Origin of the sequence: Pontibacter flavimaris, assembly GCF_001907195.1 — a bacterium.
Classification (GTDB): domain Bacteria; phylum Bacteroidota; class Bacteroidia; order Cytophagales; family Hymenobacteraceae; genus Pontibacter; species Pontibacter flavimaris.
The window spans coordinates 160,010-174,564 of the sequence record NZ_LVWA01000002.1; the positions used below are offsets into that span (position 1 = coordinate 160,010).

At 55.5% G+C, this 14,555-nt stretch carries 12 protein-coding genes; 4 read left to right on the forward strand and 8 right to left on the reverse strand.

Features of this window, described 5'->3' with window-relative positions; genetic code table 11:
* Nucleotides 1-231: 231 nt before the first annotated feature.
* The 5 genes from obgE to A3841_RS00670 all read right to left on the reverse strand — a co-directional run bounded on the left by obgE (nucleotide 232) and on the right by A3841_RS00670 (nucleotide 6,562).
* Complete coding sequence (gene obgE, locus A3841_RS00650; RefSeq protein ID WP_073850366.1) at nucleotides 232-1,224, reverse strand: GTPase ObgE; 993 nt, start codon at nucleotides 1,222-1,224, stop codon at nucleotides 232-234.
* 19 nt (nucleotides 1,225-1,243) lie between these two features.
* A complete protein-coding gene (locus A3841_RS00655; RefSeq protein WP_073850367.1) occupies nucleotides 1,244-1,840 on the reverse strand; it encodes an adenylate kinase in 597 nt (198 codons plus the stop codon).
* Nucleotides 1,841-1,965: 125 nt separating this feature from the next.
* Entirely contained in the window at nucleotides 1,966-2,508 is a 543-nt protein-coding gene (gene hpt, locus A3841_RS00660; protein ID WP_073850368.1) for a hypoxanthine phosphoribosyltransferase, read from the reverse strand.
* A 93-nt stretch (nucleotides 2,509-2,601) separates the two neighbouring features.
* On the reverse strand, nucleotides 2,602-4,860 hold the full coding sequence (locus tag A3841_RS00665; RefSeq protein ID WP_073850369.1) for a sodium-translocating pyrophosphatase: 2,259 nt from the start codon (nucleotides 4,858-4,860) through the stop codon (nucleotides 2,602-2,604).
* Between the two features lie 787 nt (nucleotides 4,861-5,647).
* A complete protein-coding gene (locus tag A3841_RS00670) occupies nucleotides 5,648-6,562 on the reverse strand; it encodes a M20/M25/M40 family metallo-hydrolase (protein ID WP_073850370.1) in 915 nt (304 codons plus the stop codon).
* 109 nt (nucleotides 6,563-6,671) lie between these two features.
* Here A3841_RS00670 and A3841_RS00680 point away from each other — a divergent pair, with 109 nt between their 5' ends.
* Complete coding sequence (locus tag A3841_RS00680) at nucleotides 6,672-7,910, forward strand: tetratricopeptide repeat protein (RefSeq protein ID WP_083610100.1); 1,239 nt, start codon at nucleotides 6,672-6,674, stop codon at nucleotides 7,908-7,910.
* A gap of 79 nt (nucleotides 7,911-7,989) precedes the next feature.
* On the opposite strand, the gene A3841_RS00685 is transcribed toward A3841_RS00680, so the two are convergent.
* Together A3841_RS00685 and A3841_RS00690 are read right to left on the reverse strand one after the other, a co-directional pair.
* Complete coding sequence (locus A3841_RS00685) at nucleotides 7,990-8,952, reverse strand: UDP-glucuronic acid decarboxylase family protein (RefSeq protein ID WP_073850373.1); 963 nt, start codon at nucleotides 8,950-8,952, stop codon at nucleotides 7,990-7,992.
* 8 nt (nucleotides 8,953-8,960) lie between these two features.
* The gene (locus A3841_RS00690) at nucleotides 8,961-10,313 is read right to left on the reverse strand and encodes a UDP-glucose dehydrogenase family protein (RefSeq protein WP_073850374.1); all 1,353 of its coding nucleotides are present in this window, start codon (nucleotides 10,311-10,313) and stop codon (nucleotides 8,961-8,963) included.
* Between the two features lie 713 nt (nucleotides 10,314-11,026).
* Here A3841_RS00690 and A3841_RS00695 point away from each other — a divergent pair.
* Nucleotides 11,027-11,935 carry an alpha/beta fold hydrolase gene (locus A3841_RS00695; RefSeq protein WP_073850375.1) on the forward strand — a complete coding sequence of 303 codons (909 nt, stop codon included), beginning with the start codon at nucleotides 11,027-11,029 and terminating at the stop codon, nucleotides 11,933-11,935.
* A 99-nt stretch (nucleotides 11,936-12,034) separates the two neighbouring features.
* On the forward strand, nucleotides 12,035-12,220 hold the full coding sequence (locus tag A3841_RS19940; RefSeq protein WP_139307846.1) for a hypothetical protein: 186 nt from the start codon (nucleotides 12,035-12,037) through the stop codon (nucleotides 12,218-12,220).
* 100 nt (nucleotides 12,221-12,320) lie between these two features.
* On the opposite strand, the gene A3841_RS00700 is transcribed toward A3841_RS19940, so the two are convergent.
* Nucleotides 12,321-13,724 (reverse strand): FAD-binding oxidoreductase, encoded by a 1,404-nt coding sequence (locus A3841_RS00700; RefSeq protein ID WP_073850376.1) that lies wholly within the window; start codon nucleotides 13,722-13,724, stop codon nucleotides 12,321-12,323.
* 73 nt (nucleotides 13,725-13,797) lie between these two features.
* On the opposite strand from A3841_RS00700, the gene A3841_RS00705 reads away from it, so the two are divergent.
* The gene (locus A3841_RS00705; protein ID WP_235861230.1) at nucleotides 13,798-14,427 is read left to right on the forward strand and encodes a C40 family peptidase; all 630 of its coding nucleotides are present in this window, start codon (nucleotides 13,798-13,800) and stop codon (nucleotides 14,425-14,427) included.
* Nucleotides 14,428-14,555 lie beyond the last annotated feature (128 nt).

Below are 14,555 nucleotides of genomic sequence, written 5' to 3' on the forward strand. Positions count from 1 at the left end.
TCTGTGCCAAGTTGGCATTATTTAATTGTGAATGAGCGATTGAGTGTAAGTACTATAGCTTATACTTTTAGCTTCTGCTTAACCTCCCTTTAACCAAGATCCTTAACAGGATGATAAAAAAGAGATACATTCACTGATCCACTCATTCAAAATTCGCTCATTAAAAAAAATCGGTAGCAAGCTTTGCAGCCTCTACCGATCCTGGTTTTTATACTTTTACCGGGGTATGCTTTAGCTGTTGAGCGCCTCCCAGATCAGGTCTTTCAGTTGGGTGATATTCTTGCCCGTGATGCTTGAGATGAAAACCGTCTGCAGCCCCGCTGGCAGGGTTTGGCGCATTTCCTCTTCCAGTTCCTCGTCCAGCATGTCGGACTTGGTGATGGCAAGTATGCGCTTCTTATCCAGCAGCTCCGGGTTAAACTTCTCCAGCTCGCTGAGCAGCACGTTGTACTCCTCGGCTATGTCGGCGCTCTCACATGAAACCATAAACAGCAGCATGGAGTTCCGCTCGATGTGGCGCAAAAAGCGCAGGCCGAGGCCCTTGCCTTCCGAGGCTCCCTCAATAATGCCCGGAATGTCGGCCATCACAAAGGACTTGTAGTCGCGGTAGGCCACCACGCCCAGGTTGGGCTCCAGCGTGGTAAAGGCGTAGTTGGCAATCTTCGGTTTAGCCGCCGACACCACCGACAGCAGCGTGGACTTGCCCGCATTCGGGAAACCCACCAAGCCTACGTCGGCCAGCAGCTTCAGCTCCAGCACCACCCACTCCTCTATCCCCGGCTCGCCTGGCTGCGCGTAGCGCGGCGTCTGGTTGGTAGGGGATTTAAAGTGCGCGTTGCCCAGGCCGCCGCGGCCGCCGGGCGTAAGTATGATTTCCTGCCCGTCTTCGGTTATCTCGCACATCACCTCGCCGGTTTCAACGTTTCGGGCGATGGTACCGAGCGGAACTTCCAGCACCTCATCCTTGCCTTGCGCCCCGGAGGAGTGGCTTGGGCCACCGTTCAGGCCATTCTCGGCGATAACGTGCTTGCGGTATTGCAGGTGCAGCAGCGTCCAGAGCTGGGCGTTGCCGCGAAGTATAACGTGTCCGCCACGGCCTCCGTCGCCCCCGTCGGGGCCACCTTTCGCCGTTTTTTTATCCCGATGCAAGTGCGCGGAACCTCCGCCACCATGCCCGGAGCGTGAGCAGACCTTAACGTAGTCTATGAAGTTGCTTGATGCCAAATCCTGTTAAGCTTTTAGCTTATTTATTCTCTTCCTGCTTTTCCTTCAATGCATCAATGTGCTGGCACAGGGCTTTAAAGATATCCTCTATCTCGCCGATGCCATCCACTGCATAGTATTTCCCCTGCCCGGCATAATAGTCGGCCACTGGTCTTGTTTTGGTGTTGTACTCCTGCACGCGCTTGCGGATCAGCTCTTCGTTCTGGTCGTCAGGGCGCCCGGATGTCTGACCGCGCAGCAACAGGCGCTTTGTCAGCTCCTCATCGTCCACACGCAGGGCGATCATGGCAGAAATCTCCGTGTCGTTGTCCTGCAGCAGCTTGTCCAGCCCCTGTGCCTGTGGCACCGTGCGCGGGAAGCCGTCGAAGATGAAGCCTGCCGCCTGTCGGTTCTCCTTCACCTTGTTCTCGATCATGCCGATCACCACTTCGTCGGGCACCAGCAGGCCGTTGTCCATCAGCTTTTTTGCTTCCAGGCCGAGGGCTGTACCGGCAGCGATCTCAGAGCGCAGCAAATCGCCGGTAGAAAGGTGAATGAGGTTGTATTTATCTAACAGTTTTTGACTTTGGGTACCTTTACCAGCACCTGGAGGGCCAAACAAAACAATGTTAAGCATATCTTATCGCTAAATTAAAAAGCAAATATAAGTATAAATTCTCTGTACTTTCTGATTTTATGAGGGTTGGCAAGCGCCCGTGCCCCCTGGCTCAGAAGCCTGCTAACGCTACCGGTAAGGCAGGGTTACGATACGATCTTGTATATGTCGCGCAGGTTCCGCCCCAGGCCGTTATAGTCCAGGCCATAGCCCACGACAAAGTCATTGGGAATTGACCGCGCCACGTATTTCACGTCCAGCGGGTGCTGCAGGCAGTCCGGTTTCATGAGCAGGGTAGCCACCTCCACCGAGGCCGGGCCGCGCTCCCTGAGTTGCTGCAACAGGCCGTGCACCGTGTGGCCGGTGTCCACGATATCCTCAAGCACCACCACGTGGCGGTGCTGTACGTCCTCGGTCAGGCCCAGCACCTCCTTTACCTTCCCCGTGCTCTGCATGTCCTGGTAGCTGGCCAAGCGGATAAACGCCACCTCGCAGGGGATGGAAACGCGCTTCAGCAAATCGGAAGCGAACATAAAAGAGCCGTTCAGCACGGCCAGGAACAGCGGCTGCTTGCCGTCGTAGTCCTTGTCCAGCTGCTCGGCCAGCATGGTAATGCGGGCTATAATCTCCTCCTCACAGATGTAGGTGCTGAACTCACAATCGTGAATCTTAATCTTGCGCGGGTCCATGTACTATTGGCTTGATCCTGAACAAAGGTAAGTATAAAATAAAAGATAAGCCCAACCTGGAGCCGGGCTTATCTTCATTTTTAACGGCGAAGGCTATTTTGCCGTGCCTGCCAGCGTTAGCGTTACCGTATTCTGCTCGTTTATACTTGTCGTGGCGGGCGTCAGCTGCTCCTGGTTCAGGTTGATCCTGTCAAGCTCGATCGGCGCCTCCGGGATCGGGGGCTCCTGCTCCAGGGCAATGTGTGGCGCAATCACCAGCGACACGATCGACATAAGCTTGATGAGGATGTTCATACTTGGGCCAGAGGTGTCCTTGAACGGATCGCCCACGGTATCGCCCGTAACGGAGGCCTTATGCGGCTCAGAGCCCTTGTACTCCATCACCCCGTTGATCATCACACCCTTCTCAAAGGATTTCTTGGCGTTATCCCAGGCACCACCGGCGTTCGACTGGAACATGGCCATCAATACGCCTGACACGGTTACCCCGGCCAGCGTACCGCCCAGCACCTCGGCAGAGGAAGTATCAGGGAACACATCGCGGAAGCCAAAGCCGATGATGATCGGCACCAGCAAGGCTATGGCGCCTGGCAGCATCATCTCCCGGATAGCCGCCTGTGTGGAGATGGCCACACACTTTTCATACTCCGGCTTGCCCGTGCCCTCCATTATGCCCGGAATCTCGCGGAACTGACGGCGCACCTCATGCACCATGGCCATGGCCGCACGGCCCACCGCCGCAATAGCCAGGGCTGAGAAGATAAACGGAATCATGGCGCCAATAAACAAACCGGCCAGCACCGGCGCTTTGTACAGGTCTATACTATCGATGCCGGCAATGCCCACGAAGGCGGCAAAAAGGGCCAGCGAGGTAAGCGCGGCAGAGGCAATGGCAAAGCCTTTACCGGTAGCAGCGGTGGTGTTGCCCACGGCATCCAGAATGTCGGTGCGACCGCGCACTTCTTTCGGCAGCTCGCTCATCTCGGCTATACCACCGGCGTTATCGGCAATCGGCCCGAAAGCATCGATAGCCAGCTGCATGGCCGTGGTAGCCATCATGCCCGCCGCCGCAATGGCCACGCCATACAGGCCGGCCGCCGCGTAGGAAAGCACAATGCCCGCCGCCAGCACAATAATCGGCAGCACTGTAGAGTGCATGCCCACGGCCAGGCCCGCAATAATGTTGGTAGCATGGCCGGTGGAGGATTGCTGCACAATGGAGTTAACGGGCTTTTTGCCCATGGCCGTGTAGTACTCCGTGATGATACTCATCAGCGTACCTACCACCAGGCCCACGATCACGGCGATAAATACGTCGTTTGCCGAGAAGTCGAAGTTGCGCAAATTCATTTGCTCTGGCAGCAGCCAGTGGATCACGAAGTAAGCGACAACGGCAGTAAGTATAACCGAAATCCAGTTGCCGCGGTTCAGGGCCGCCTGCACGTCGCCACCTTCTTTCACGCGCACAAACAGCATACCTATCAGCGAGAAGACAATACCCAGGCCCGCAATGAGCATGGGAAGTATAACCGGGGAGAGCCCGCCAAAATTATCGTCTGCGATCACTTCCCGTCCCAGCACCATCGTGGCCAGAATAGTAGCCACGTAGGAGCCGAACAGGTCTGCCCCCATCCCGGCTACGTCGCCCACGTTGTCGCCTACGTTATCGGCAATAGTGGCAGGGTTGCGCGGGTCGTCTTCCGGAATGCCGGCCTCTACCTTGCCTACCAGGTCAGCGCCCACGTCTGCGGCCTTGGTGTAGATACCGCCGCCCACACGGGCAAACAGCGCGATACTTTCCGCACCCAGCGAGAAGCCCATCAGTACCTCCAGGGCGATCTCCATCTGCACCCCGTTCACGTCGGCGCCCTGGCTCTGCACAAACAGGTAGTAGAAAAGTATGAACAGCGAGCCCAGGCCCAGCACGGCCAGGCCGGCTACGCCCATCCCCATTACCGAGCCGCCGGCAAACGACACATCCAAGGCTTTTGACAAGCTGGTACGGGCCGCCTCAGCGGTACGCACATTGGCCTTGGTGGCAATCCGCATGCCGATAAAGCCGGCCAGGGCCGAGAAAATGGCACCCATGATAAAGGCAGCCACAATAAGCGGGTGCGATTTCTCGCCGGTGTAGCCCAGGTAAAACAGGAACACGGAAGCGATGATCACAAAATAGGTAAGTACTTTATACTCGGCTTTCAGAAAGGCCATGGCGCCGTCGGCGATGTGGCGTGCAATCTCTGTCATGCGCTCATTGCCACTCGGCTGCTTCGTCACCCAGGCCGACCTGATAAAGGTGTAGATCAGGGCTGCCACTCCAAGGCCAGGAATTGCGTAAAGAATCGGTTCCATTCAGTTAGATTAGAGGTTAAAAGGATATTTCTATATAGTTATTAAAGAAAAGCGATTCCGTAGACTTTTCCAAATATCCCCTACCCTTTCCTGCCGAAGCAAATTTCATCTATACTTCTATACTTTAGCAAGTTGCAACATCGATTCAAGCGGGCCGGTTAAGATGCGCCTTAAGGTTGTAAGGCCGGACAAAGAAAGCAGGATCTACACTTTGAATAAAGAAGTGAAAACATAGCGCTATGATCTAATGACCTCTCGGTGTCCGGAGGTCCCGCGGGCATCTAAAGCTTTACCGGGTCCAACCACCCCTGCCAAAGTATAACCCCTCCCCAACCCTCCCCTAAAAACAGGGGAGGGTGCTCGGTTGAAGCTCCGTCAGCAGCAGCTATCGAATCTGATCCCAACCTTTGGGTTGAGCGCCTATGCGAGTTTTTCCGGTGACGAACGATAGTGAGGCAGCCCGAGGTACGAGGGCAGGAAAAGCTCCCAGCGCGATGCCCAAAGGCGAGGCCTCCCGGCCCTGAGGGAGCCAAAGTATAAAATGAAGCGAGACGCTTGTAAGACTAAGGATGAACGGCAGCTAGAAAGTATAGCTTGGTTAAAGTGGAAGGAAGCGGTGGCTATGGAAGTATAGCTGAAGTATAAAAGTATGGCTTACGCGGACTTGGAAGTCCGCAGCAGCGGGGGTTCCGAACAAGGATGTCCGGAACAGCTAGTATAAAAGCATGGCCAAAGTATAAAGAGGCACAAGCGGACGCTTGCGCCAGAGAAGTATAGAGCTCTATACTTACAGCTTCTCCATCAGCACCCTGTATAAGGCTACCATACTTTCGATGTCCTTCTTGTGCACGATCTCGTTGGGCGTGTGCACATTGTCCTCAGGAGCCCCTACAAAGCACCAGTCCCAGGGATGGGCGCTGCGCTGCAGTTCCTTGGCGTCGCTGCCGCCTGTCCCCTCCACCTCTAGTTGATACGGCACGCCGGCCTCTTTAGCAATATTAATGATGCGCTGCACGTAGGAGCGGCGCGGAATCAGGCTGTCGCGCATCGAGATCACCACACCCTTTCCGGCATGTACGCCCTCGGTCACCCAGGTAATGTCCGAGATCAAGCCCTGCGTAACGCCGTACTGCTCGTGGAGGTAGCGGGCCAGGTACGCCACCGAGCCGCCGCCGTGCTCCTCCCAGCAGCAGAAGGCAATGATGCCGTTTTCCATGGTCTCCGCCACCTGCAGCGCCGACCAAACGCCCAGGCGGTTGTCCAGGTAGCAGCTCTGCACCGTCTCCTCCGTCTCCCTGAAATCACACTTAAACACCAGTTCTGTGCCTCTTTCCAGCTCACGCTCGTACTCGTAGCTCAGTTCATGCGCCTCCTCGTCATAGGTTAGGGTGCACTCGATTTTCCCCTGCGCATCCTCCCCTACCAAAGTATAGCCCGTTTCCAGATCCGGCCCGCCAATTCTCACCAATTGCCTGCCATAGCGCACCGTGAAACCGATCGAATCCATATGGGCAAAAATTGCACTCCTGGGCTTGCCGAACACCAGCACGATGCAGTCCTGAAACCCCTCGCCATGCAGCACAACGGGCTGCCGTTTCCAGTTAGTTTGGTGCGCGTTGATGTATTCCAGAAGAAATGCTGTAAGTTTCTGCTCGTTACCGGATGGTGCGTGTATGCGGCAGAGGGATTCAAGAAGTTTCATATTTTATTTTACCTTTATGGAATTCATAGTAAGCAGATTTGTTGTACTTTTATAATTAGCAAAGCCAATCCAACAACAGGCTCGAACAAACTTACAATTTTTGGCCTTCATGAAGAACTTAATCTCCGCCATCTTCACGCTCTTTTTCCCACTTTTAGCAGTCGCGCAACAGGCTACTGACTCCTCGGCTATGCGCCAGGTTACCATGACCGAGGTAGAGGTGCTGCCGACAGCAGCGAAGGTAAAGGGCATGCTGCTGCTGAACAAAGACGTGCAGTACGAACTGGAGGGTGCCGTGGATAACATGTACAACTTCAAGTATGAGCGTGCCGAGAAACAGTTTAAGTCCATCCGCCGCCGCTACCCCGAGCACCCGCTGCCATACTTCCTGATGGGCCTGAGCCAGTGGTGGAAGATCGTACCGACCAATATCCAGACCCTAAAGTATGATGATATCTTCTTTGCCTACATGGATACGACGATTCAGAAGGCGGAGGCCATGTATGAGAAGGATGAAAGTAACGTAGAAGCGGCTTTTTTCCTGGCGGCGTCCTACGGTTTCTCCGCGCGGCTGCACTCCGAGCGCAGCAACTGGCGCAAGGCCACGGTAGCCAGCAAGCGCTCCCTCGACTTCCTGGAGAAAGCCAAGGCCGGCAACGGCCTGAGCCCTGAGTTCCTCTTCGGCGAGGCGCTTTTTAACTACTACGCTGTCTGGATTCCGGAGAACTACCCCATGCTGCGCCCTGTGCTCGTTTTCTTCCCGAACGGCGATAAGCGACTAGGTCTGAAGCAGCTGTCCTACGTATCCAAAACGGGTTTCTACACCGGCACCGAGTCTAAGCTCTTCCTGATGAAGATCTTGGCCAATGAGGAGAAGAAGATGCAGGAAGCTCTGGAGGTGTCGGAAGACCTGGCTCTGAAATACCCTGACAATGCCTACTTCCAGCGCTTCTACGCCCGCCTACTGTTTGTGAACGGCCATTTCACCAAGGCTGAGCGCGTGTCGGAGGAGATACTGAGCAAGCTGGAGCAGAAAATGCCGGGCTACGAGTCGGTGAGCGGCCGCTACGCCTCCTACATCCTGGGCTATATCAACCAGCACAAGTACCGCGATTTCGAAAAGGCCAAAAGCCACTATAAGAACACGATCATGTTTGCTGAGATGACAAACGAGCGCGACTCGGGTTATTTCGTGAACTCCTACCTCAACCTGGCCCGCATCGCCAAGCAGCAGAAAGACAAGGTAGCGGCCAATAACTATTACGCCGTTGTGCTGAAAGCTAGCGATAAGAAATCTGCCAACTTTAAAGAGGCAAGGAAATTCCTGAAGGAGAACAAGAAAATCTAGATTTTCGTAAGCCGCAAAGTATAAAAAGAGGGGCTGTCGGATATTCCGACAGCCCCTCTTTTTATACTTTGTACATTGGCTAGGCAGTCTGCTCGGCCGGCTTCAGTATCTTCTCCCTGAAGTACTCCAGCGTGCGCTCCAAACCCTCGGCGCGGTCTACCTGGGGCTCCCAGCCCAGCACCTGTTTGGCCAGCGTGATGTCTGGCTGGCGCTTCTGCGGGTCGTCGGTGGGCAGGGGCTGGTACTCCACCTTCAGCTCCACGCCCGTCAGGCGGCAGATCTCCTCAGCAAACTCGCGGATGGTGATCTCCGACGGGTTGCCCACGTTCACCGGCAGGTGGTAGTCGCTCAGCAGCAGGCGGTAAATGCCCTCCACCAGGTCGTCCACGTAGCAGAAGGAGCGCGTCTGGCTGCCGTCGCCGAAGATGCTCAGCGGCTCCCCGCGCAGCGCCTGGCTCAAGAAGGCAGGCAATACGCGGCCGTCGTCGAGGCGCATCCGCGGTCCGTAGGTGTTAAAGATGCGCACGATGCGCGTCTCCAGCCCGTGGTGCATGTGGTAAGCCATGGTCATGGCCTCCTGGAAGCGCTTGGCCTCATCGTAGCAGCCGCGCGGGCCAACCGGGTTCACGTTGCCCCAGTAATCCTCCTGCTGCGGGTGCACCAGCGGGTCGCCGTACACCTCGGAGGTGGAGGCGATGAGCATGCGTGCATTCTTGGCCTTGGCCAGGCCCAGCAGGTTGTGCGTGCCCAGCGAGCCCACCTTCAGCGTCTGGATCGGGATCTTGAGGTAATCGATCGGGCTGGCCGGCGAGGCGAAGTGCAGGATGTAATCCAAATGCCCCGGCACGTGCACGAACTTCGACACGTCGTGGTGGTAAAACTCGAAATGCTCCAGCTTGAACAGGTGCTCGATGTTCTCCAGGCTCCCCGTGATCAGGTTGTCCATCGCGATCACGTGGTAGCCCTCCCGGATGAACCTGTCGCAGAGGTGGGAGCCGAGGAAGCCGGCCCCTCCGGTTATAAGTACTCTTTTCTTGGTCATTGCTTGGGTTAAACGGTTGGGTTTAGTAGGGGCACCTGCTGCTTGACGCCGATGCCGTAATAGGTGAAGCCCTTCTCACGCATCTCGCACGGGTCGTAGATGTTGCGCCCGTCGAAGATGACCTTGTCCTTCATCAGCTTGCTGACCACAGCGAAGTTGGGCGAGCGGAACTCAGGCCACTCGGTCACCAGCAGCAGCGCGTCGGCGTCGATGAGCGCCTCGTACTCGTCCTTGCCGTACTCGATCGAGTCGCCCAGCGTGTGGCGGGCCTCCTGCATGGCCACCGGGTCGTAGGCCCGCACCCGCGCGCCCTGCTCCAGCAGCTTCTGGATGATCACCAGCGAGGGCGCCTCGCGCATATCGTCTGTCTTAGGCTTGAAGGAGAGGCCCCACACGGCGAAGGTCTTGCCAGACAGGTCTCCTGCGAAGTGGTTGTGGATCTTGTTGTAGAGCACCGACTTCTGGTTCTCGTTCACCTCCTCCACGCTCTGCAGCACGCGCATCTGGTAGCCGTTCTCGGCGGCCGTGCGGATCAGCGCCTTCACGTCCTTGGGAAAGCAGCTTCCCCCGTAGCCAATGCCCGGGTAGATGAACTTGTTGCCGATGCGGGCGTCCGAGCCGATGCCCTTGCGGACCATGTTCACGTCGGCGCCCATGATCTCGCACAGGTTGGCGATGTCGTTCATGAACGAGATCTTGGTGGCCAGCATGGCGTTGGCCGCGTACTTGGTCATCTCCGCCGAGGGGATGTCCATGAAGATGAGCGGGTGGCCGTTCATCAGGAAAGGCTTGTAGAGCTTCTTCATCACCTTCTCGGCACGCTCCGAGGCCACGCCCACCACAATGCGGTCCGGCTTGAGGAAGTCCTCGATGGCGGCGCCCTCCTTGAGAAACTCCGGGTTGGAGGCTACGTCGAAGGGAATCTGCTCGCCGCGGGCCTCAAGTTCCTCCTCGATGGCCTGGCGCACCTTCTGGGCCGTGCCCACCGGCACGGTGCTCTTGGTCACCACCACCAGGTAGTCGGTCATGTGGCGGCCGATCTCGCGGGCCACCGCCAGCACGTACTTCAGGTCGGCCGAGCCGTCCTCGCCCGGGGGCGTGCCCACGGCGATGAAGGCGGCCTCGCAGCCGCAGCCCTGAATAGAGGAGGCCAGGTCGGTGGAGAAGGAGAGCCGCTCCTTCTGCGCGTTGCGCATCACCATCTCCTCCAGCCCTGGCTCGTAGATAGGCAGGATGCCCTTCTTCAGGTTCTCGATCTTCTTCTGGTCAATGTCGATGCAGGTCACGTCGATGCCCACCTCGGCAAAGCACGTGCCCGTCACCAGGCCCACGTATCCCGTGCCAACTACTGCTATTCTCATAGGTAAATGCTATAAAGGCTAAAAATTCAGTTAAATATCGTAAGGCTCCGTGCGGGAGTCTCTCCGAAAGTTTATATGGTATGGTTATAAATCAAATAAAACCGGCGGCAGCGCTCAGCCCCGGTAAACTATGCAAGTTCAGAAAAATCCCGGTGCAGCACAAATCATACAGCATAAACGCCACCTCTACTCCAACGGAAGCCAAGGCGGAAGGACGTAAGACAGTACGCTAAGGCAAATGACTGGATTATACTTTTCCGGCATGTTATGGCCTCCCCATCCCCTATCCTAGCGCACTCTTCAGCCCCGCCGCATTCAATCGGACAGAGAACACATGTTATAGTACGACGTCTGCAACAGTTTCAACTCGCACAAATTACGTGTTGCAAAGTATAAATGTTTGCTGTAACACAGCTATTTATGGCATTCCGGCGGCGCCAACAAGGTTCATCCAAGTATAAGTATATAATAATCAGAAGATAACGCTCTTTAAAAGTTTTGACTGACCGAAGCAGCGGGTTTATACTATAAAAAAACCTGCCTTTGCTGCTGCCCAAAAGGGAAGTATGGCCAAAATTATACTTTATCCACAGGAACTACCCGCTTCTGCCAGGGCTATTTGAAAATACTTCCGAAGGCATCTCTTTTTTGAGTTAAGAAACAACCTGCCCCCTATTTAGAAGTATAGGTTAGTAACAATCACCCTAAGAGCTATGAAACCGGATTGGCTGGATAAGAAGGAATACCCCTTCAAATCTCAATATATAGAGCTGGAAGCAGGCAGGATGCATTACATCGACGAAGGCGAGGGACCTGCTATCGTGATGATACACGGCACCCCTTCGTGGTCGTTCATGTACCGCAACCTGATCAAGATACTGCGCAAGAACCACCGCTGCATTGCCCTCGACATGATCGGCTTTGGCCTGTCGGATAAGCCCAAGGACTGGAGCTACAAGCCGCGCGCACATGCCATAAACTTCGTGCAGCTGATGGAGCACCTCCAGCTGAAGGACATCACCTTGCTGGTGCACGACTTTGGGGCGCCTATCGGGCTGGCCTACGCTATCAGATACCCCGAAAACGTGCGCGGCGTGGTGATGCTGAACTCCTGGACGTGGTCCCTGTCCAAGCACCAGACCTTCACCAAAGCCAGTAAATACCTGGTCGGCCCGCTGGGCAAGTTTCTCCACTCCAAGTTAAACGTCTCCACCAATGTGCTCATACATGAGCTGTTCAAGGACGAGGATGATCTTCCTGAGCCAATAAAGAAACAATACATAAAGGGCCTGGGAGAGCCGGAGGAGCCGGTACGCAACCTGGCCTGTGCCCGCGAGCTGGTGGGCGCCAGCAAATGGTACGAAGAGCTGTGGAAGGAGCGGAAGAAGATCCAGAGCATCCCCACCCTCATACTTTGGGGCGAGCGGGACAAGCTGATAAAGATTGAGGCGCTGCAGCGCTGGAGGAAATTCTTCCATGAGTGCTACGTAATTCCCTTTGAGGATGGCGGGCACTTTCTACAGGAGGAGAACGCGGAGGAAATCGCGGCCTATGTCAGTAATTTTATAAAAGAAGAGCAGAAGAAACAAGAAGTGATAGATGAACAACCAATTAATACCTAATAGAAAATGAAGACAGACACCTCTAAAGATGAAGCAATATTCAGAGCCCATGGCTCATCATCGGAACAGGAATCCCAATCACAAGACAAATTATACGCTATGAGAGTCCCACAAAACACAAACCCAACCCAGAACACCCATCAACAGGCTCCCTTAAACGAGTCGCACTCTAACCTGATGCAGTCGTGGCAGAACCTGCGCGGCCTGGACAGCAAACTGGCCCAAACCAAGTATAAAGACCTAGCCGAGGGGCCTAAGCCCACCAAAGGCCGACGCAGAGCATAACACGCCCTTCCATTTCCGAAACAACACGAACTTACTATATAAAACAGGCGCAGCTTTTTAAAGACTGCGCCTGTTCCTTTTTATACTTACAAAGTATGGTTTAGAAGATCTTGCCCGGGTTAAGGATGCCGCGTGGGTCGAACAGCTCCTTGATGCCGCGCATGAGGCGCAGTTGCACCTCGTTCAGGGCGATGTCGATGTACTTGCGCTGCACCAGCCCGATGCCGTGCTCCCCGGAGATGGTGCCGCCCAGCTCCACGCACAGCCTGAATATCTCTTTTATACCTTCGGGAAGCCTGTTGTTCCAGTCCTCGTCGCTCATGTCGCCCTTCACGATGTTGATGTGCAGGTTACCGTCGCCGGCGTGGCCGTAGCATACTGACTTAAAGTTATACCTGGCGCCAATCTCCTTTACGCCGCGCAGCAGCACGGGCAGCTCGGCGCGTGGCACCACGGTGTCCTCCTCCTTATAGATGGAGTTGCTCTTAACGGCATGGCCCACACTACGGCGCAGGCGCCAGAGGTCCTCCTTTTGCTTTTCAGTGTCCGCCACCAGAATCTCGCCCACATCAAACCGCTCCAGCACCTCGTACACGCGTTCCGCGTCCTTAAACAGCAGGTCCATGTCGTTGCCGTCCAGCTCAATAAGCAGGTGCGCCTGCTCGTCAGCCGCCATGGCTACGTCCAGGCTCAGGTAGCGGCTGGTCCACTCAATGGCATCGCGCTCCATAAACTCCATCGCAGAGGGCACGATGCCCGCCATAAAAATCTGGGACACGGCTTCGCAGGCCTCCTCCTCCTTGCGGAAGGGCACCAGCATCACCAGGTTCTGCGGCGGGTGCGGGATAAGCTTGAAAACGATTTTGGTAATGATGCCGAGCGTGCCCTCGCTGCCCACCATCAGTTGGGTAAGGTTATAGCCGGTGGCGTTCTTCAGCACGTTGGCACCGGTCCAGGTCACCTCGCCGGTAGGCAGCACCACCTCCATGTTCAGCACATAGTCCTTGGTCACGCCATACTTCACGGCCCTCGGTCCGCCGCTGCTCTCGCTCAGGTTGCCGCCCAGGAAGCAGCTGCCCCGGCTGGAGGGATCTGGCGGGTAAAACAGCCCGCGCTCGATCACGGCCTCCTGAAACACCTGCGTGATTACGCCCGGCTCCACTGTGGCCTGCAGGTTCCGCTCGTCTATGCTGATGATCCGGTTCAGGCGCTCCGTGGAAAGTATAACGCCCTTATGCACGGCAAGTGCCCCACCACTCAGGCCCGTTCCGGCGCCACGCGGCGTAACCGGGATGTAGTTTTCGTTGCAGTACTGCATAATACGGCTGATCTCGGCGGCGTTAGCAGGTTTAAGCACCACCTCCGGCTCATAGCGCAGGTCTTCGGTTTCGTCGTGGGTGTAGCGCAGCATGGCTTCAGCGGCCGCAGGCAGCAGCACGTGCTCCTGGCCAACTATCTCCGCGAATGCCGCAACAGCTTCTGGTGTGATCGGATTAAATTTCATTTTAAAAAGGCTGGACTAATTCTTAATTTAGCCAGTGGAATATATGTTGTTATACTTGCTTGCAAAATACACTTTGAAATCTCTTTTTACTACTTCTGCCCTTTTTATCTTTTTCCTGCTGCTGCTGGCTTCCTGCCAGTCGTCGCAGCCTGCCTTCAGCAAGCGCGGGGAGGAATACAGGTCTGCCCGTGAGATTGCCGCCGAGAAACGCGCCAAAAAGAGAGCGGGCCGCCAGGGCGGGAAGTATGCGGGCGCCACTACCGGCACCTCCAAAGACCGCACCAGCCGCACACGCGTACCCAACCGCAACCTGGACAGCGATGTGGCCACTGTGATAGAAGCAGCGCGCTCTTACACGGGTGTACCTTACCGCTGGGGCGGCACTACCCGCGTGGGCATGGACTGCTCCGGCCTGCTGTGCACCTCGTTCCAAAGTATAGACGTGGCCCTGCCCCGCACCTCTGAAGAGCAAAGCCGCTATGGCTCCGAGGTAAAGACGAAGGACCTGCGCGAAGGGGACCTGGTATTTTTCGGGACCAGCAAGCGCAACATTACACATGTGGGCATGGTAACGGAGGTGAACAGCCCGGAGGACGTGCGGTTTATCCACGCTTCCACCTCCCTGGGCGTTATAGAGAACAACCTATACTCCCCCCACTACCAGAAGATCTTCATCAAGGCTGTTCGGCCGCCGGTTTTCTAATCCCAAATGGAAAGCGAAATACTTTATACTTATATAACGATTTATATTTTGTATAATAAAATAACATTATAAAGTATAAAGTATCCGTACTTAATAGCTAAAGCAATCAATTGTTGTTCAATTAGTTA